We start from the raw sequence: 20809 nt of genomic DNA on the forward strand, positions 1-20809 counted from the left end.
TTTTTTCCAGTTATCATCCATTATACGGTAAAAAAAGCAGACTTGCGAACATCACAAGTCTGCTAAATGATTTATTTCTTTACATTTATGAAGTTTTTTCCTCCTGAGTACCGGAAACTAATACTGTTCTTGGTTTACTTCCTTCATAAGGTCCGACAATTCCACGATCTTCCATCGCATCAATTAGTCTTGCAGCCCTTGTATAACCAATTCGAAATCTTCTTTGTAACATGGAAACACTTGCACTTTGCATTTCTATAATAAGTTGTACTGCATCATCATAAAGTTCATCATCCACTTCTGTAAGGACCTCTTCATTCTCATCTGGTATCATTTCTTCTTGATAAGAAGCTTTTTGTTGATCGATACAATGATCCACAATTCTTTCAACTTCATCGTCTGATAAAAATGCTCCTTGAACCCGTTTTGGTTTGGAAGCACCTACTGGTAAAAACAACATATCTCCTTTTCCAAGAAGTTTTTCTGCACCACCAGAATCCAATATGGTTCTAGAATCTGTTTGCGATGAAACACTAAAAGCAATTCTTGATGGTATATTCGCCTTAATAACCCCGGTAATAACGTCCACTGAAGGCCTTTGGGTAGCAATGATAATATGAATACCAGCAGCCCTTGCCATTTGTGCAAGTCTTGTAATAGAATCCTCCACATCATTAGAAGCAACCATCATTAAATCAGCAAGTTCATCAACAATCACAACGATATATGGCAAGTGCGGTTGTGTCTGTTCAGATGATAAATTATGCTTACGAATATATTCATTATATCCTTCTATATTTCTAGTTCCAGTATCAGAAAACAGGTCATATCTTCTTTCCATTTCAGATACCACTTTTTTCAAAGCTCTTGAAGCTTTTTTCGGATCTGTAACAACGGGAGCTAATAAATGGGGTATTCCATTGTAAACATTTAACTCCACTTTTTTCGGATCAATCATCATCATTTTAACCTCATGTGGTTTCGCCCGCATTAAAATAGTTGTAATAATTCCATTTACGCAAACACTTTTACCACTTCCGGTAGCACCTGCAATAAGTAAGTGTGGCATCTTATTTAATTCAGCAACGACAGCGTCCCCTGAGATGTCTCTTCCTAATGCAACTAGTAGTTTGGAAGATTTATTATTCCATGTACTATCTAAAACTTCCCTAATCGATACCATTGCAACCTCTTGGTTAGGAACTTCAATTCCAACTGCCGACTTCCCAGGTATTGGAGCTTCAATCCGTAAATCCTTAGCAGCTAGAGCCAATGCCAAATCATCATGTAGACTTACAATCTTACTGACCTTCACGCCTGCCTCAGGTGATATTTCGTATTTTGTAACTGCAGGACCTACATTTACCTTCGTAACCCTTGCACGAACTCCAAAACTTTTAAATGTACGGTCTAACTTTCTTACCGTTGCTTGAATTTGTGATTTTTCTTGATACTGTGAATTATGAGCTGGTTCCGCTAGTAAATCAGGAGAAGGTAAAATATATTCATAGTTTTCCGTCTCAGTCATCGGAATTGTCATTGGATAATCCACTTCTTCATCATCTGCATTGTTAGACTGGACTTCTTCCTTTTCATTTTGTTGATTTATTTTTTCATCATTTGTTGCTTGAGCATGATAAGCAACATCTGTAAAATCTGTTATTTCAGGTTCTTCCATACTTACTTGTTGATTATCTACTATTTCAGGTTCTGTTACGCTATCTTCTTTCATTTCATTTCGCTTCACTTTGGCATTTTTAATTCCTTCACCAAAACGCACAAACATGTTCTTACATTTCCCTATTAATTTCGAAAAAATATCCCCTAAAGATAATTCAGTTAAGAATACGATACCAATAATGATAGAAAAGACTGCAACAATTTTTGCCCCTACTAACGAAAATAAATAATTTGTAAAAGTAAAGAGGATTCCACCTATCATTCCCCCACCTGTTTGCACAGTATTACCATTACCATTTATAAATTGTAAAAAATGATGCCATGTTGAGCTAATGATAGAGGAGTTTTGCAGTAATAACTGTTCAAAGGTTTGTATATGTGTTATCAATAAAATCCCAGCGAATAAAATATAAAATCCGACTAATTTCTTATGAAAGAAATCTGGATACCTTCTTTTGACCATAAGAAAGATACCAATTACTAGTAAAAATACCGAAGCTATAAAATACCAGATTCCTAGAAAGAATCGGAATAAATATTCTAATCCACCAGGAATAGCCCCGTCACTAATTGCACTTGCCCCACTTCCAAAGATAGCTAAAGCAACGAACAATAATCCTAGCAATTCTTTTTGCAATTTCTTTTTACGGTTTGAATTTTTCCTTTTCTTTCCCTTCTTTTTTTTCATTATTTCACCTCACTATTTTCTAAAGGTAGTCGCTGAGCGCTGGAGCTGGATGTAACCAATAAAAGAAAACCTTGCCAAATTTGGCAAGGATTATATCAACTATATTATAACATAAAGTCTATTATCATTGGATAATTGTAAGACAGCTGAATAAGGTTAATTTAAAATGGATCCAGGTGAAAATTTTAGAAAATCTTGCGGATCAGTGGATAACAATTGTACCATTTGATAGGAGCCATCCAAGTTCTTGTCTGCTATCATCATCTTTCCATCATATGAAATGCATTCCCTATTTTTAAAGCCTTCATCTGAAGGTGGAAAGATATCTGATTGTGATAAAGGCGTATATAAGATCACTGTATCACCTGACTTTCATTTCCTCTATTATTATCGATGAGCTCATTTAATTTCTTCATCGCATTACTTACCCCTCCAACCTCATCAATCAACCCATGTTCTACTGCATCCGTTCCTACTACGTTTGTTCCAATATCTCGGGTTAAATTCCCCTTTGCAAACATAAGATCTTTAAATACTTCTTCTTTAATATTAGAATGATTGACAACAAATTGAATTACTCTATCTTGCATTTTATCTAAGTATTCAAATGTTTGAGGAACACCAATAACAAGACCTGTTAATCTTACAGGATGAACGGTCATTGTCGCTGTTGGTACGATAAAAGAATAATCCGTTGATACGGCGATTGGTACTCCAATCGAATGACCTCCACCTAAAACAATGGAAACAGTTGGTTTTGACATGGAAGCAATCATTTCAGATAGTGCCAATCCGGCTTCTACATCTCCTCCTACCGTATTCAATAAGATTACGACACCTTCTATCTTAGGATTTTGTTCAATCGCAATCAATTGTGGGATAATATGTTCATATTTTGTTGTTTTGTTTTGTGGTGGAAGTTGAACATGACCTTCTACCTGGCCAATAATTGATAAAACATGAATATTCGAATCAGGAGCTTGTGGAACATTAGTTTGTCCTAATGATTGAATTTTTTGTACTAACGATGAAGCATTCGATTGCTCGTCCTTTTTTTCTTCTTGTTCTTTATTCATAAACGTTCACTCCCTAAAGCTTATATCAATCTTAGTATGAACATAATTTGTATTAACGATGCAGGATTTTTGAGAATAAATAAAAGGAGTTCATTAGACATTTAAACATTAAAAAAATATCGGCTTTTTTATAAGCCGATATTTTCTATTAGTGTTTTTAGTTTATTTCTTTCTAATTCATCTAATGGTAATAATGGTAATCGAACCCCACCGGCATCTATGTTTTTCATTTGCAAGCCAGCTTTAACCGGCGCTGGAGATGGAGACGTAAATAATCCATTCATTATCGGTAACAATTTACGGTGCATATTTGCTGCTGTTTCTATATCCCCGTTGGAAAAACTTTTAATCATTTGTTTCATTTCATTTCCAATAATATGGGAGGCAACGGATACAACACCAGTTGCTCCAATAGATAGCATTGGTAAGGTCAAACTATCATTACCACTATAAACCGTAAAGTCATCATTCGTTTTTTCAATAATTTCAGAGATCTGATCTAAATCAGTCCCCGCTTCCTTGATAGAAACGATATTATCTATTTTACTTAACCTAACCACTGTATTTACATCCATATTAACGATAGAACGTCCGGGAATATTATACAACATGACTGGCAGTTTCGTTTCTTTTGCAATTTGAGAAAAATGTTGAAACATACCTTCTTGATTAGGTTTATTATAGTACGGTACTACAAGTAAGAAACCGTCAACCCCTAATGATTCCGATTGTTTTGTTAAGAAAATAGATTCCTTTGTATTATTACTTCCAGTACCGGCTATAACAGGAACCCTTTTATTTACTATTTTTACTACATAGCGAAATAATTCAAGCTTTTCATCAACTGATAACGTTGGTGATTCACCAGTAGTTCCACCAACAACCAATCCATCTGTACCATTTTTTAATAAATAGTCAATTAAAACTTCTAATTGATTATAATCTAATTTACCATCCCTATTGAATGGCGTTACCATTGCAGTTAATACTTGACCGAAATTCATATTTTCACCTTCTTAATAATATTGAAGAAGATCCTGTTGGCTTTTAGGGGAAGTTCAAAAAGTCCGGTAAAAATGACACATCGAATTTCTTCGTTGGCTTGCTTTTCCGGTACTCACGTATTAATTACATACGTTCTGTTCTTAGAAAACTCGACATTCGCCATGCACTTCGGCGAATGCCTTAGTTGCACTTATGCAGAAATGCCCTCTTTTCTGCCTCAAAGCTACGCCGCCTCGAACTTCTTGGTCCTTTTTATCCTCCTTTTTGAACAAACATTTTACTATATTATTAAAGAGTAAAAACATTGTGTAAAGCATTCACAGCAGTTTTTAAATCTTTTTCGTGAACAAGAACCCAAATTGTCGTGTAACTATCAGCAGACTGTAGAATCTGGACACCTGCATTTGTTAATGCTTGAACGATTTCAGCTGCAACTCCGGGTACTCCAGTCATACCGGCGCCTACAGCTGATACTTTTGCACAATTTCTTGTAATTTCGGGTTTAAACCCTAAAGTTTCAAGTACGTAAACTGCCTTATCTGCTAAATTATTTGGAACAGTATAAATTACCCCTGCTGGTGAAATGTTGATGAAATCAACTGAGATTCCTGCTTCCGCCATAGATTTAAATACATCCGATTGGAGTCTGTATACCTCTTCCTTCGTTTGAACTTTTATTTGGGTTATAGAAGACATATGGGCTATCCCTGTAACTAAACGATCCTGAATATCAACACCCATTTCCTTGGCTCTAGATGAGGTTACTAATGTTCCCGGTTCAAGTGAGTAGGTTGATCTGACGCGCAACGGGATTTTTGCTTGCATTGCGATTTCTACCGCTCTAGGATGAATTACTTTGGCACCTTGATAGGCAAGGTTACAAATTTCGGAATAAGTAACAACATCTAAAGAATGAGCATTTTCCACTATTCTTGGATCTGCCGTCATAATACCTTCAACATCCGTAAATATTTCAACCATTTCTGCCTGTAGTGCAGCTCCTAGAGCCGCCGCAGAGGTGTCACTCCCCCCGCGGCCAATGGTAGTAATTTCTCCCATTTCTGTCTGTCCTTGAAAACCTGCTACTACAACGACATCATTTTCTTCTAACTCTTTATAAACTCTTTCTGGTTTTACTTCTTTAATCTTCGCTTGCGTAAAGTCATCACTCGTAATAAATCCCGCTTGTGCGCCTGTTAATGCAATTGCATTAATATGTTGTTTTTTTAATTCATTTGATAATACAACAGAAGAAATAATTTCCCCACAAGACATAAGCAAATCCATTTCACGATCAGAACTTTTCGCTCTAGGGAAATTCACTAACTCTAAAAGTGAATCTGTTGCATATGGATCTGGCTTCCTTCCTAATGCAGAAACAACAACTACTAACTTATAATCTTTCACAAGTGCATTTTTAATATGCTTTATAACATGTTGTCTATTTTCTTCAGATTGTACAGAAGTACCACCAAATTTTTGTACTAAAATCTGCATCTTAACACCTCAAATAAACTGCTTATAGCCAATTATTTTTTACCAATGTTTGGGCAATTTGTACCGTATTCCAAGCAGCACCTTTTAGAAGATTGTCAGATACAATCCATAAGTGAAATCCCTTATCATTGTCTAAGTCTCTTCTTACTCGACCAACAAAAACTTCTTCTTTATTTGCTGAACTTAAAGGAGTAGGATACGTTTGAGTAGATGGATCATCTTGTAAAATAATTCCTTCTGCATTTTCTAAAGTTTCCCAAATATCTTGAACAGTTACCCCATCTTTTTCTACTTCAATATATACACTTTCCGCATGAGATGTGAAAAATGGTAAACGTACACATGTAGCTGCTACTGGTAAATCTGGTTCATGCATAATTTTTTTCGTTTCATTTATCATTTTCATTTCTTCAAATGTATATCCATTTTCTTGGAATAAATCTATTTGTGGTAATGCATTAAATGCAATTGGATAATGCTTTTTGTCACCGCCAACGGGTAATAAATTTGCTTCCATTTCTTCATTGTTCAAGTATTGTTTTGATTGTTGTTCCAATTCACCAACTGCTTTTGCACCTGCTCCTGAAACAGCTTGATAAGTGGAAACAATAATTCTTGATAATCCAAAATGATCTTTAATTGGTTTTAATCCTGCTACCATTTGAATGGTAGAGCAGTTCGGATTTGCGATAATTCCTTTATGTTCTTTGATATCTTCCGCATTTACCTCAGGTACAACTAGAGGCACATTTTCATCCATACGGTATGCACTAGTATTATCAACTACCACCGCTCCCCTTTTAACAGCTTCTGGGGCTAATTGTTTAGAAACAGAGCCCCCAGCAGAGAACAACGCTATATCTATTCCTTCAAAGCTTTCTGGTTTCGCTTCTTCCACTACAATTGTTTTACCAGCAAATGCTAGTTCTTTACCAGCTGAGTTTTTTGAGGACAAAAGCTTTAATTCATTAATAGGGAACTTTTTTTCTTCTAATATTTTCATTATTTTTTGACCAACTGCACCAGTTGCTCCAACCACTGCTACATTATATGCTGTTTTTTCTAACATTTAAAATTCTCCCCTCACTCTTTTAAAAAATAAAATCTCTTAATATATTATTTTAACATATTTTTATATTAAAAAGGAATAATAATAGGTTGGAGTTGCTCATGGTCTATCGCAGACTTTATTGTGTCTTCTAATAGATCCAGATTCGCTACTAATGAGTTTGGTTTTTTCATGGGATTATCTTGCCCAAATGGTACAAAAAATATATATTTACTGTTTAATAATCGCATCAAATTAACACCATTTAGCCCGAGAGCATCATTGGTAGTAACGGAAAGAACAACAGGATTTTGGTTTCTTATAGTGGATTTTGCAGCCATTAATACGGGATTATCCGTAATCCCATTAGCAAATTTTGCCATGGAGTTTCCGGTAAGCGGGGCAATCACCATACAATCTAGTGGTTTGTCGGGACCTAAAGGCTCTGCATCGGGCATAGAAGTAATTACTTTTTGACCGGTTAATTCCTCTAATTTTTTTAAATGGTCCTCTCCTCTACCAAATTTAGTTTCAGTACTCTGTACAGTATAGGATGCTATTGGAATGACTTCGACACCTTGATTCATTAAGTTTTCAATTTGCAAAAACACTTTACTAAATGTGTGATGGGAACCAGTTAAACCAACACCGACACGTTTCCCTTTCAAATTCATGATAAACTCCCCTCATTCAATAATATTTGTTTAATAACGTCTGCCAGAATTCTTCCAGCTGTTTTCGGGGCTACAATACCTGGCAAACTTCCTGTTAAGATTGCTTGAATACCGCGTTTATTTGCATATTCAAAATCAGTCCCCCCTGGATTTGACGCAAGATCTAAAATTATTGCATTGGAAGGTAAATGTTGTATCGCTTTTTGATCAACGACCATTGCTGGTACAGTATTTATTAATATGTCACAATCATTAGTATGTTCATGAAGTTTATCAATTGGAATTGCAGTTAAACCCATTTCTGTAATTCTTGCCAATTCTCTAATATTATTGGCGCTAACTGCTACTTTTGCTCCAAAAGCAGCAAATCGATTTGCTACTGTTTGACCAACTCTACCGAACCCTGTAACGAGTACGCGTGAGGAATGGATTGTATAGTCTGTATTCTCAATTGCCATCATGATGGCACCTTCTGCTGTAGGTATAGAGTTATAGATAGCGACATCATCCCGATTAAATAATGGAATAAGCTCTATTCCAACTTCTTTTGTAACTTTATTCAAATAGTCATTTGTAATTCCGGTAAACATTTTTGTTGTTTTTTGTAGCTGTCCGAACCACTCAGGGGTTAACTTTATTTTTTGATCGGAAAAGACCGTTTCGATATTTCCTTTAGAATCTGTTCCAGTTATTGGTAAAATAACACTATCCAATGTATTTAATTCTAATTCAGCAAATTGGATTTGTTTCAATCCTGTAAAACTTTGATTTAAATTATCAAAACCAACAAGAATAATAGTTGTTTCTGGCATTAATTGTAATTGCCTAATTAATTCTAAATATCTTGCATCTCCACCAATTACAGCAATTATTCGACTCATGATTATTTCTGCCCTCCATACATAACTAATCCAAAATCTGTTCCTTATAGCTTATGTCTTTCCACAATGAGAGTGATTAGTCCATACTTAAAAACATAAAAAAAGGTCATAATCTTTGATTATGACCCATAACAATTAATATATTTTTATTTTAATTAAAACTTATTATTTTTCATTTCCACCATAATCATATCTTCACCAATTTTTTTAACTTCACTCCAATGAATTTTCGTCATTTCCCCTTCTTTTTTCAATCCAAACCATTTATATGTTGGTATAATGAAGGCCTCAATCTGTCCGGTTGTTTCATTAATTTCTAAATCGGTCTGCCCAAGTATTCCTAACCTTTCTCCTTCATTGATATTAACAATCTCTTTACTGCTAATATCTTTAAAGCGCATAAAATTACCCCCATCGTATGATTATAGTAAATTTATATGTATCAGATTATGGTCGTATGTCATATTTATAGTTTAAACAAAAAGAGGCTGGGACAAAAGTTTTTTTACCACATAAAATCCGAACATGGTTGAGCAGATAATCGCTCCGGAAATATACTTCGCTTAGATAGAGGATTGTTCGGCTTTGGGATTAAGCACTTTTGTTATGTCCCAGCCTCTTCATATTTAGTAGATAATTGGGATTATACCCATCATAAGTGAAATTAAAGCATTTCCGGTGCAATTAATGCAACTGATTGAGAATTACTAAACGTATTATTAATTACTTTTCTTATAGATTCGTGACTTACTGCATCGATTTCTTTAATCATATCATCTAAACTTCTATGTTTTTTGAGTAATAATTCATTTCTTCCATTTCTACTCATTCTGCTATTTGTGCTTTCTAAACTTAACATTAAGCTTCCTTTTAGCTGCTCTTTACTATTTCTTAACTCTTTATCTGTTAGGCCATCTTTTATTAATAACTCTAATGTATTATTAATCGTATTTTGCAGTAATGGTAGTTGTTCTTTGCCTGTACCTGCATAAATGGTAAGAAGTCCATTATCCAAATAGGTTGAATGATAAGAGAAAACAGAATAAGCAAGGCCTTGTTTTTCTCTAACATCTTGGAATAGCCTTGAACTCATACTTCCACCAAGTACATTATTCATGACAACTAAACTGTACGTATTCTTATCGCCTAATTTTATTCCGTTGAATCCTAAACATAAGTGTGCCTGTTCCGTATCTTTATTTCTTTCAATACGATTCGCTAAAAAGGTTGGTTTTTCAATCGTTTCCTTACTTTCATTTCGTTCAAACTCACCAAAATAAGAAGCTATATTGTTGATAAAGCTCTCATCCACATTACCGGCCACAGAAATTACTACATTATCAGGTGTATATCGTTCCTCTACATAATTACGTAGGTCTTTAGGTGAAAATGACTTTAAATGCTCTTCTGTACCAAGAATAGGATACCCTAATGGATGATCACCAAAAGATGCTCGAGCTAATAGATCATGCACAATGTCATCTGGAGTATCTTCATACATCTTTATTTCTTCATAAACAACTTTCTTTTCTCTTTCCATTTCTTCTTCATCAAATGAGGAATTGAAGAACATATCTGCTAATATTTCTAATGCGTACTCTTTATGTGTATCTAAAACTTTCGCGTAAAAGCAAGTGTATTCTTTAGAGGTAAAAGCATTGATTTGACCACCTATAGAATCAAATGCCTCTGCTATTTCTTGTGCAGATCTTGTATCGGTTCCTTTAAAAAACATATGTTCCAAGAAATGCGAAATACCATTATTCATCTTCGTTTCATTTCTAGAGCCGGTTAATACCCATATCCCAATCGTTACTGAACGTACAGAAGGTATATTTTCTAGAACAATTCTTAATCCATTTCCACATGTATGTCTCTGTATCAAAGTTCGTCCTCCTAAAGCGTTTTATTTACCTTTCTTCACTTAATAATTTTTCAATCGTACCTATACGATACTCTTTTTCTTTAATTACTTTAATTAAATCATCAAGTCCATTCGCAATTACAGATGTCGGATGCATCAAAATAGTTGCTCCGGGGTGAATTTTACTATTTACTCGGTTAATCATAACATTTACAGAAGGATTCTTCCAATCAATCGTATCTACCGTCCATAGAATCGTCTCCATTTTTAGATTAGAAGCACTTTGTACAACCTGCTCATTAAAGCTTCCACTTGGTGGGGCAAACCATTTCGGAGTTTTATCTGTGATTGCTGTTATAATTTCATTTGTTTGTGCAATTTGCTCCACTATTTTCTGATTAGACAGTGTCGCCATATCTGGATGATTATAGGCATGATTACCAATGATATGCCCTTGCTCATCAATCATTTTTACCAAATCCGGGTTTTCTTTAGCCCATTTCCCTTCAATAAAAAATGTTGCTTTCACCTTATGATCATTTAATGTTTTTAAAATATCCGGAATATATTCCGTTCCCCATGAAACATTAATCAAAAATGAAACCATTTCTTTCTCAGGATGGCCCCTATAAATCGGAGATGCTTGTAAATCTGCTAATTTAACTTTAGGAGGGATTTCATTATAAACTAAAAGGGATTCATCGAATACACCTTTATCCTTCATTTTTTCATATGATTTATCCACATTTACCTTAATTCCATTTCTACCCGGGGTTTTCTTCCACACTTCATCAATATATGCATCAACTGGTGGTTGCTCAAATTCCTTGCTTTTTTCCTCTATTTCCATATATAGGGAATCTTCTTTTTTTATAGCATGAGAGAGAGTTGTTGTTACCTCTTCATTTATTTCAATTGGATTATTAAAGCTATTGTAGGATAATGCCACAATAATAATAAATAAACATAAATTAATGTATTTTCGGTATCGGTACATCGTCTTGCCCTCCTTCTTATACAAATGTATGCATAAGAGGGACAAGGTATGATAAAGTTACTAAGATGATATTTTGGGTATAAAAAAAGAAACTGCTCATACAGCTTCTTTCTCTTACTATTATTGCTTGTTTAATAAGGTGGAATCCCACATACTTTTTAAACAACTTTTATTGATTCGCCTTTTCTTTTCTTTCCCTTTCTTCAATTAAAACTGCTTTTCTAGAAAGGTTAATTCTACCTTGACGATCAATTTCTTTTACTTTTACTAAAATTTCATCGCCAACGGATACTACATCCTCTACTTTATTTGTTCTTTCTTCTGCAAGTTCGGATATATGAACTAATCCATCTTTTCCTTTGAATAATTCAACAAATGCACCGAACTTCTCAATTCGTCTCACAGTTCCTAGATACATTTGTCCAACTTCGACTTCACGAACTAAATCCTCAATAATTTTCTTCGCTTTTTCATTCATTTCAGGGTCTGTAGACGAAATAAAAATACTTCCATCTTGCTCAATATCAATCTTAACACCTGTTTCGTCAATGATTTCATTGATTTGTTTTCCACTAGGACCGATAACCGTACGAATTTTATCTGGATTAATAGACATAGTTAGAATTTTAGGTGCATATTGAGAAAGACCTTCTCTAGGTTGATTAATGGTGGCAAGCATAGATTCTAGAATTTGCATTCTGCCTTTTTTAGCTTGGGTTAACGCTTCTTCCAAGATTTCTTTCGACAATCCATCAATCTTAATATCCATTTGTAATGCAGTTACACCATCTTTTGTTCCTGCTACTTTAAAATCCATATCACCAAGTGCATCTTCCATCCCCTGAATATCAGTAAGAATCGTGTAATCTTCTCCTGATTTCACAAGACCCATGGCAATACCTGCAACTGGAGACTTAATTGGTACACCTGCATCCATCATAGCTAACGTACTTGCACAAATACTTGCTTGTGATGTAGAACCATTTGATTCAAGTACTTCCGAAACTAAACGAATGGTATAAGGGAATTCTTTTTCGGATGGAACTACTTTCTCTAACGCTCTTTCACCTAATGCACCATGTCCAATTTCACGACGACCTGGTCCACGAATTGGTCCCGTTTCCCCTACACTATATTGCGGGAAATTATAATGATGCATGAAACGTTTGGATTCTTCCAAATCTAACCCGTCTAATATCTGAACATCACCTAGAGCCCCAAGCGTACATACACTTAGCGCCTGTGTTTGTCCACGTGTGAATAGTCCGGAACCATGCGTTCTTGGTAAAACTCCGACACGTGAAGATAGTGGGCGAATTTCATCAATCATTCTTCCATCAGGGCGAACTTTTTCAACCGTAATTAGACGTCTAACTTCAGCTTTAACTAATTTATCTAAAATAGTTTTAACTTGATTGTAAATTTCGGGTTCTTCTTCATCGTAACCTTGAAGAACATTATCTTTAACCTGTTTTATTGCTTCTTCTCGTGCATGTTTTTCTTTTACTTGAATTGCTTGTAGTAGACTATCCTTTGCTTCTGCCTCAACTTTAGCATTTAATTCTTCTTCGGTATCAAATAATTGAACTTCAAATTTCTCCGTACCAATTGTTTGAATAATTTCCTCTTGGAATGCTACCAATCGTTTGATTTCTTCATGACCAAACATGATTGCATCGAGCATTACTTCTTCGGGTACTTCATCTGCACCCGCTTCTACCATATTAATAGCATCTTTAGTTCCCGCAACAGTTAAATCAATATCGCTTTTTGCCTCTTGTTCTACGCTAGGATTAATAACGAATTCACCGTTGACACGTCCAACATGGACACCAGCGATTGGTTGTTCAAATGGGATGTCAGATACACATAATGCGATAGATGACCCTACCATTGCAGCAATCTCGGTTGAACAATCTTGATCAACACTCATTACTGTACTTATTACTTGTACTTCATTTCTAAAACCGTCAGGAAACATAGGACGGATTGGACGATCGATAAGTCTGGATGCAAGAATTGCCTTTTCACTCGGTCTTCCTTCACGTTTAATAAAACCACCAGGGATTTTACCAACTGCATATAAACGTTCCTCATAGTTTACAGTTAGAGGGAAGAATGGTAAATCTTTTGGTTCATTTGATGCTGTAGCAACAGCTAATACTGAAGTATCGCCATAATGAACCATACAAGCTCCATTTGCCTGTTTAGCCAATTCTCCTATTTCTACGGTAAATTTTTTACCTGAAATTTCAGTGGAGAAAACATGTTTTTCATCTGTCATTTCATATAGTACTCCTTTCATTGCTCATTCTACCTTCATTTTATAGTTTATAAACATAAATGTAAATTTTATGCCCTACTAGAGGTTGTTGTTAAAAACACACTACTAGATATTAGGAATTTACAGGTTCTGTTTATATTATGTACTTTAAATTTCCCAGATAATAGAAGAAGCAGGATTGCTCCTGCTTCTGCAAATTCATTATCGACGTAAACCAAGTCTTTTAATTAGTTCACGGTAACGAGTAACGTCTTTATTTCTTAAGTAGTTTAATAAATTACGACGTTTACCAACCATTTTAAGTAGACCACGACGTGAATGGTGATCTTTCTTATGAATACGTAAATGTTCATTTAATGTGTTGATTTCCTCTGTTAGTACAGCGATTTGTACTTCTGGAGATCCAGTGTCTGTTTCATGAACTTTGTATTCATTAATGATTTCATTTTTACGATTTTGTGTAATTGCCATTTTGGCACCTCCTAATATAAATTTCATATCCCCAATCTCCTAGCAAACGTCGGAGTTACGTTTTGCCAAGGGATGGTTCACGTTCTTTAGCATAACGCTTTTGAATCGAAATTGCAAGAAAAAGATTCACTAAATAGAGAAAAAACGACGAATATTGACCTCATCTAACTTCATTTGGTCAATTAACGCTTCTACACTATCAAATTTTTCTTCCTCTCGTATATACTTGTACCATTCTACTGTTAATTCTTGACCATATAAATTGTTATTATAATCTAAAATATTAACTTCTATCGATAAGTCTTCCCTATCAGCTGTAAATGTTGGGTTCGTCCCAATATTTGCCATGCCAAAAAAAGGTTCATTATTATATAGTACCTTTACAGCATAAATTCCTGGTTTAGGTAATAATGCTTGCTTATCAACTTGTAGATTTGCTGTAGGAAAGCCAATTTCCCTTCCACGTTGATCTCCCTTAATAACAATCCCCCTCAATTTAAAAGGGCGGGTAAGTAATTCATTAGCTTCCTCAACACTACCCTCTTTTAGGAGTTTTCTAATTCTAGTAGAACTTACTTTTTCATGATCTAATGAAACTTGTTCCACAGTAGTATAGGAAAATTTATCTCTAGTATATTCACCAATATTCTCCATATTACCTTTACCTTTATGACCAAAAGTATAGTCAAATCCTGCTACAAGATGCTTAATATTTAAATCAATAATAAATTGATCGATAAACTCCTGTGGTAATAACTTAGAAAATTCTTTATTAAAATCGATAATATATAATCGATCCACACCTAATTCTTTAATGATTTCAACTTTTTCTTTTAATGGTGTTATATAGTTAACGTGATGGTCATCTTTTAAAACAACTAAAGGATGCGGATGAAAAGTTATAACAGCGCTCTCCATATTATTTTCTTTTGCTCGTTGAATTGCTTCATTTATTACTCTTTGATGTCCCCTATGTATACCATCAAAAAAGCCAATCGCTGATACTGTATTTGGAATATCATCCTTTAATAAAGAATGCGGAAAACTCAATTCATAGATATTCATATTCTTCACCTGCACTTATTACCCATTAAAAACACGAATAGGTTTTATTTGATTTTTGTTTTCAGGGTGTATTTGATAGATTGCGAGTAATTTATTTTTATGTATTACCATAAAAGGATTGGTCTTTGGAAGAACTTTTGGAATCGGAAGCTTTTGTCCATTCTTTACTTTACTCTCCAAAGTTTCATCCACATAAAGTATATCTAAGTGATCTAATCCTTTTATTATCGGAAATAGTAAGTTGCTTTCTTCATTATTCATTACCGCTTCTTCTATAGTAGCAAAATCTACTGAATTTTTCTCTGAAAAAGATCCTGTTTTTATTCTTGTTAAATCTGACATATGTGCAGGGTATCCTAATTTTCCACCTATATCAACACATAAAGTACGAATATATGTACCCTTTGAGCAAATCACTTTTATTTTAAATGAGTCATGCTTCTTCCCTAACAATTCAATGTCAAATATAGTGATTGTTCTCTTAGGTCGTTCCACTGTTTTATTTTCTCGTGCATACTCATATAGCTTTTTACCATTCACTTTAACTGCTGAGTACATTGGAGGAACCTGTGTGATCGGACCTTGGAATGAAAGCAAGACATTCTGAATGATTTCCAGTGTTGGTGATTCTGATACTTCCATTTCTTCTAGAATTGTTCCATGGGCATCTTCTGTGTCCGTGGCTGTTCCTAATTTTACCTCAGCTATGTATGTTTTTTTAGTATCGGTTAAGAAAGGAACAATTTTTGTAGCATTACCAATACATATAGGTAAAACACCATCTACCTCTGGATCCAAAGTCCCTGTATGTCCAACTTTTTTCGTTTTAAAAAGTTTTCTACATCGTATAACACAATCATGTGATGTCATTCCCCGTGGTTTCCATAATGGTAATATACCATCCACGTCATCAACTCCATTCATGTTGAATGATCAAAAGTTCATTTGTTTCTTGCGCCTTTGTTTTTTGTGGCTATGGATACTTAGATACCAAAATAGCGACGTCCGGCTCCAGCGCCTTTTTCTTTCTATGGAAAAATCTGACTCACTTCCCGAGTCAGATTTCCAAATGTTATTAAAATCCTATTTATTCAAATCACGTAGTATGTTTTCTATATGATTACCATAGGCGTATGCTTCATCAAATTCAAAAGAAATTTCTGGTGTTTTTCTTAAACGAATTCGTTTACCAATTTCAGAGCGTATAAACCCTTTAGCTTTAGCAAGTCCTAATAAAGTATCTTTTTTCTGTTTTTCGTCTCCGAGAACAGAAATGTATACTTTTGCTTGCTGAAGATCTCCAGTTACTTCTACATCCGTAACTGTAACAAAACCCACTCTTGGATCTTTAATTTTCCTTGTAAGAATCTCACCTAGTTCTTTTTTCATTTGTTCTGCAATACGATTTGCTCGTAATTCAGCCATTATATTCACCTCGTGAAAAACCGTTATTTAAGAAGTGATCTAAAGAGGTTATTCAAGCATTTAAACTCTTTCTACATTTGTAATCGTACGTTCCAATTCAGGGAACGTATCAATGACACGTAGCACCTCTTGAATGATTTGTTCCGCGTTTGTCAAACTTGTTGAAATAGTAACTATTCCTAATTTTGTACGCTGCCACAAATCGTGAAAATCTAATTCTGTAACAGCGACATTAAAGTCTTTTTTTAGTTTAGCGATTATTTTTTTAATAATGGATCGTTTATGTTTCAGTGAATGTCCATCATACATGATACATTCGACTTCTGCATATAAAATCATGTACGTTCAATTTCCTCCATTACAAATGCCTCAATAACATCTCCAACCTTAATATCATTAAATTTGGTGATTGTTATACCACATTCATAATTTTGTGCTACTTCTTTTACATCGTCCTTGAATCGTCTTAATGTATCAATTTCACCTTCATAAAGGACAACTCCATCACGAATAATACGGACACCAGAATCTCTAGTAACCTTACCATCTGTTACATAACATCCCGCAATTGTTCCCACTTTTGAAACCTTATATGTTTCACGGACTTCTACCTGACCAATTACTTTCTCTTCAAATTCTGGATCAAGTAATCCTTTCATTGCGGATTCAATTTCTTCAATTGCTTTGTAAATAACGCGATGCATACGGACATCCACTTTTTCTCTTTCCGCTGAGCCTTTTGCATTTGCGTCTGGACGAACATTAAAACCAATTACAATCGCATTGGATGCTGAAGCTAAGATAATATCGGATTCCGTAATAGCACCAACACCAGTGTGGATGATATTAATTTTAACACCTTCCACATCAATTTTCTGTAGTGAAGAAGAAAGTGCTTCTGCAGAACCTTGAACGTCAGCTTTTATAATGATATTTAATTCTTTCATTTCACCTTGTTTGATTTGTTCAAACAAATCATCCAGACTTACTTTAGCCTGTTCATTACGATTTGCCGCAATAGCTTCTTGTTGACGTGCTTCTCCAATTTGACGGGATTTTTTCTCATCATCAAATACTACGAATCTGTCTCCAGCTTGCGGTACATCTTGTAAACCTGTAATTTCTACCGGCATGGAAGGTCCTGCTACTTCAACACGTTTTCCTGTATCATTTATCATTGCACGAACTCTACCAAATGTATTTCCAACAACTAATGAATCTCCAACATGAAGGGTACCATTTTGAACAAGTAAAGTTGCAACACTTCCACGACCTTTATCTAATTCCGCTTCAATAACCGTTCCAGTAGCATTTGCTTCTGGATTAGCCTTTAATTCTTCCACTTCCGATACTAGTAGTACCATTTCTAACAAATCATCGATTCCTTCATTCTTCAATGCGGAGATATTAACAAATATCGTACTACCGCCCCAGTCTTCCGGGATTAACTCATACTCTGTTAATTCTTGCATGACGCGATCAGGATTTGCTGATTCCTTATCCATTTTGTTAACTGCAACAATAATTGGTACTTCCGCTGCCTTGGCATGATTGATTGCCTCGACTGTCTGTGGCATAACACCGTCATCTGCAGCTACGACTAGAATAGCGATATCCGTAACCTGCGCACCTCTTGAACGCATACTTGTAAAAGCAGCATGACCAGGTGTATCTAAAAATGTTATCTTTTTACCTTCGACTTCTACTTGGTATGCACCAATGTGTTGGGTAATACCCCCTGCTTCACCAGCAGTCACTTTTGTATTACGTATAGAATCAAGTGTAGTTGTTTTACCGTGGTCAACATGTCCCATAATTGTAACAACAGGAGGTCTAACCATTAAATCTTCTTCTTTGTCTTCTACGATGTATTTATCAAGATCTGTATCTTCTAAAATAACTACTTTTTCAACTTCCACATTAAATTCACTACAAATAATTTCTACTGCATCATCGTCTAAATCTTGGTTCTTAGTTGCCATCACACCTAAAAACATTAATTTTTTAATGACCTCTGCTGGTTCTTTATGAAGCTTATCAGCTAAATCACTTACAGTTAACGTATCACTATACGTAATTTTTTCAGGTGTCTCTTTTTTGACAGGTTCCTGATAATTAGTAGCTCTATGATGCTTATTAGTCTTCTTAGGACCTTTATGATTCTTATTTTTAGGCCTACTGTTATGTTGATTTTTTGGTTTTTGTTTATCTGACTTGTTATGATCAGATTGTTTTTTATTGCCTGACTTCATTCCTTCAGGTTTTTGTTTAGGTGTTTCCTTTTGTTGGTTCCCTTTATTATCTTTGGAACCAAATTTCTTATCCAATTGTGTTACAGTATCTGTTGAAATAGTAGACATATGGTTCGTTACTTCCACATTTAACTCTTTTAAATAATTGATAACGTCCTTACTAGTTGTATTAGTTTGTTTAGCATATTCATATACACGAATTTTGCTCATACGTTCACCCCCGAAATTAATTACCCGAGCAACGATTTAATTTTATTGGCAAAACCTTTATCTAAAATTGCAATTGCTACTCTATGGGATTTTCCGATTGCATTGGATAACGTTTCTCGATTATCCACCAATTCATATGGTACCTTGTAAAACTTACATTTATCTGTTATTTTTTTTTTCGTTTGGGGACCAATATCATTTGCAAGTAAAACTAACTTTGCCCGATTACTTTGAATATCTTTAATAATTGTTTCCTCACCTAGTGATAATTTTCTTGCACGATATGCTAACCCAAGTATGTTTAAATAATTACTTTTCATTGTTTTCTACCATTTTTTTTAGTTCATCGTATACAGATGAATCTACTTCAGCATTTAAGTGTCTGTTTAATATATTAGATTTTTCTGCCTCTACGATTACATCTAGGTTCTTGGTTAAGTATGCCCCACGGCCATTCTTCTTGCCTGTAGGATCTACTGACACCTCGCCATCTTTATTTCGAACTACACGGATGAGTTCCTTCTTTGGCATCATTTCATTTGTTACAACACATTTTCGTTCAGGTATTTTTCTTTTTTTCACCATGAATCCCCCTTATTCAAACAAATCTTCATCATCGTTGGAATAAGCGTCTTCTAATTCCGATAAAATTCCTTCTTCTCTAGCCTCTGATTCACTCTTAATATCAATTTTCCAGCCGGTTAATTTAGCTGCAAGCCTTGCGTTTTGGCCTCTTTTTCCTATAGCTAGTGAAAGTTGATAATCAGGGACAATAACTGTAGTCGCTTTTTCCTCTTCATCAACTAAAACTTCTATTACTTTTGAAGGGCTTAATGCATTTGACACGTAAACTTTAGGATCTTCTGACCATTCAACAATATCAATCTTTTCACCCTTCAATTCGTTAACGATTGCTTGAACACGTTGCCCTTTTTGACCTACACACGAACCAACCGGATCCACCTCCGGATCTTGTGCATGGACAGATATTTTTGACCTATCCCCTGCTTCTCTGGCAACTGACTTAATTTCTACCGTTCCATCGTATATTTCCGGTACTTCCATCTCAAATAATCTTTTAAGTAACCCAGGATGTGATCTAGAAATATAAATTTGTGGCCCTTTACTTGTATTCTCAACTTTTGTTACAAACACTTTTATACGATCGTGAATGTTATATTCTTCATTAGGTATCTGTTCTGTATCTGCTAATTTAGCTTCGATTTTACCCAGGTTCACATAAATGAAGCGTGAATCTTTTCTTTGGATGATACCTGTCATAACATCTTCTTCACGATCGACAAATTCAGAAAAGATAACACCTCGTTCGGCTTCCCTTACTCTTTGTGTTACAACTTGTTTAGCTGCCTGTGCCGCTATTCTTCCAAAATCCTTTGGTGTCACTTCGACTTCGATTATATCGTCCACTTCATGATTGGGGTCGATTTCTCTAGCAACATCTAATGATACTTCCTGTTGTGGATCTTCCACCTCTTCTACAACTGTTTTTCTAGAAAAAACAGCCATTTTACCGGTATCTTCATTTAGTTCAACTCTCACGTTGGAAGCGGATTTGAAATTTTTCTTATATGCAGAAATAAGAGCAGCTTCTAGTGCTTCTAACAGAATTTTTTTATCTATTCCTTTTTCCTCTGACAAACTATTCAATGCGTCAAACAATTGACTGCTCAC

General features: G+C 34.9%; 21 protein-coding genes. All 21 read right to left on the reverse strand.

The annotated features are described in order from the left end of the window. Positions 1–85: 85 nt before the first annotated feature. Complete coding sequence (locus A9178_RS02580; RefSeq protein WP_068672346.1) at positions 86–2368, reverse strand: FtsK/SpoIIIE family DNA translocase; 2283 nt, start codon at positions 2366–2368, stop codon at positions 86–88. Positions 2369–2524: 156 nt separating this feature from the next. After that, positions 2525–2725: a YlzJ-like family protein gene (locus A9178_RS02585; RefSeq protein WP_068672347.1), complete on the reverse strand. Its 201-nt coding sequence runs from the start codon at positions 2723–2725 to the stop codon at positions 2525–2527. Next, positions 2722–3444, reverse strand: a complete 723-nt coding sequence (locus tag A9178_RS02590) for a ClpP family protease (RefSeq protein WP_068672348.1) — start codon at positions 3442–3444, stop codon at positions 2722–2724. The genes A9178_RS02585 and A9178_RS02590 overlap by 4 nt, the downstream gene beginning before the upstream one ends. Positions 3445–3572: 128 nt before the next feature. Next, positions 3573–4448 (reverse strand): 4-hydroxy-tetrahydrodipicolinate synthase, encoded by an 876-nt coding sequence (gene dapA, locus A9178_RS02595; protein ID WP_068672349.1) that lies wholly within the window; start codon positions 4446–4448, stop codon positions 3573–3575. A gap of 289 nt (positions 4449–4737) precedes the next feature. After that, a complete protein-coding gene (gene dapG, locus A9178_RS02600) occupies positions 4738–5946 on the reverse strand; it encodes an aspartate kinase (protein ID WP_068672350.1) in 1209 nt (402 codons plus the stop codon). A 22-nt stretch (positions 5947–5968) separates the two neighbouring features. Next, positions 5969–7015, reverse strand: a complete 1047-nt coding sequence (asd, locus tag A9178_RS02605) for an aspartate-semialdehyde dehydrogenase (protein ID WP_068672351.1) — start codon at positions 7013–7015, stop codon at positions 5969–5971. Positions 7016–7083: 68 nt separating this feature from the next. Beyond that, positions 7084–7668, reverse strand: a complete 585-nt coding sequence (gene dpaB / locus A9178_RS02610) for a dipicolinate synthase subunit B (protein WP_068672352.1) — start codon at positions 7666–7668, stop codon at positions 7084–7086. Beyond that, a complete protein-coding gene (gene dpaA, locus A9178_RS02615) occupies positions 7665–8549 on the reverse strand; it encodes a dipicolinic acid synthetase subunit A (protein ID WP_068672353.1) in 885 nt (294 codons plus the stop codon). The genes dpaB and dpaA overlap by 4 nt, the downstream gene beginning before the upstream one ends. Positions 8550–8704: 155 nt before the next feature. Then, on the reverse strand, positions 8705–8950 hold the full coding sequence (locus A9178_RS02620) for a YlmC/YmxH family sporulation protein (RefSeq protein ID WP_068672354.1): 246 nt from the start codon (positions 8948–8950) through the stop codon (positions 8705–8707). 263 nt (positions 8951–9213) lie between these two features. Beyond that, on the reverse strand, positions 9214–10434 hold the full coding sequence (locus A9178_RS02625) for a M16 family metallopeptidase (protein WP_068672355.1): 1221 nt from the start codon (positions 10432–10434) through the stop codon (positions 9214–9216). A 25-nt stretch (positions 10435–10459) separates the two neighbouring features. Continuing rightward, the gene (locus A9178_RS02630) at positions 10460–11410 is read right to left on the reverse strand and encodes a polysaccharide deacetylase family protein (RefSeq protein ID WP_068672356.1); all 951 of its coding nucleotides are present in this window, start codon (positions 11408–11410) and stop codon (positions 10460–10462) included. 169 nt (positions 11411–11579) lie between these two features. Further along, the gene (locus tag A9178_RS02635; protein WP_068672679.1) at positions 11580–13694 is read right to left on the reverse strand and encodes a polyribonucleotide nucleotidyltransferase; all 2115 of its coding nucleotides are present in this window, start codon (positions 13692–13694) and stop codon (positions 11580–11582) included. A 201-nt stretch (positions 13695–13895) separates the two neighbouring features. Continuing rightward, a complete protein-coding gene (gene rpsO / locus A9178_RS02640; RefSeq protein WP_068672680.1) occupies positions 13896–14165 on the reverse strand; it encodes a 30S ribosomal protein S15 in 270 nt (89 codons plus the stop codon). A 129-nt stretch (positions 14166–14294) separates the two neighbouring features. Further along, a complete protein-coding gene (locus A9178_RS02645; protein WP_068672357.1) occupies positions 14295–15230 on the reverse strand; it encodes a bifunctional riboflavin kinase/FAD synthetase in 936 nt (311 codons plus the stop codon). 18 nt (positions 15231–15248) lie between these two features. Then, positions 15249–16136 (reverse strand): tRNA pseudouridine(55) synthase TruB, encoded by an 888-nt coding sequence (gene truB, locus A9178_RS02650; RefSeq protein ID WP_068672358.1) that lies wholly within the window; start codon positions 16134–16136, stop codon positions 15249–15251. A gap of 177 nt (positions 16137–16313) precedes the next feature. After that, on the reverse strand, positions 16314–16655 hold the full coding sequence (rbfA, locus tag A9178_RS02655; protein WP_068672359.1) for a 30S ribosome-binding factor RbfA: 342 nt from the start codon (positions 16653–16655) through the stop codon (positions 16314–16316). A gap of 60 nt (positions 16656–16715) precedes the next feature. After that, positions 16716–16994, reverse strand: a complete 279-nt coding sequence (locus A9178_RS02660) for a DUF503 family protein (protein WP_068672360.1) — start codon at positions 16992–16994, stop codon at positions 16716–16718. Further along, a complete protein-coding gene (gene infB, locus A9178_RS02665) occupies positions 16991–19117 on the reverse strand; it encodes a translation initiation factor IF-2 (RefSeq protein WP_068672361.1) in 2127 nt (708 codons plus the stop codon). Before infB ends, A9178_RS02660 begins: the two co-directional genes overlap by 4 nt. 20 nt (positions 19118–19137) lie before the next feature. Continuing rightward, positions 19138–19437, reverse strand: a complete 300-nt coding sequence (locus tag A9178_RS02670; protein ID WP_068672362.1) for a YlxQ family RNA-binding protein — start codon at positions 19435–19437, stop codon at positions 19138–19140. Further along, positions 19427–19702: an RNase P modulator RnpM gene (rnpM, locus tag A9178_RS02675; protein ID WP_068672363.1), complete on the reverse strand. Its 276-nt coding sequence runs from the start codon at positions 19700–19702 to the stop codon at positions 19427–19429. The genes A9178_RS02670 and rnpM overlap by 11 nt, the downstream gene beginning before the upstream one ends. A 9-nt stretch (positions 19703–19711) precedes the next feature. Continuing rightward, positions 19712–20809 (reverse strand): transcription termination factor NusA, encoded by a 1098-nt coding sequence (gene nusA / locus A9178_RS02680; RefSeq protein WP_068672364.1) that lies wholly within the window; start codon positions 20807–20809, stop codon positions 19712–19714.

This window comes from Oceanobacillus sp. Castelsardo (assembly GCF_001659985.1).
Lineage (GTDB): Bacteria > Bacillota > Bacilli > Bacillales > Amphibacillaceae > Oceanobacillus.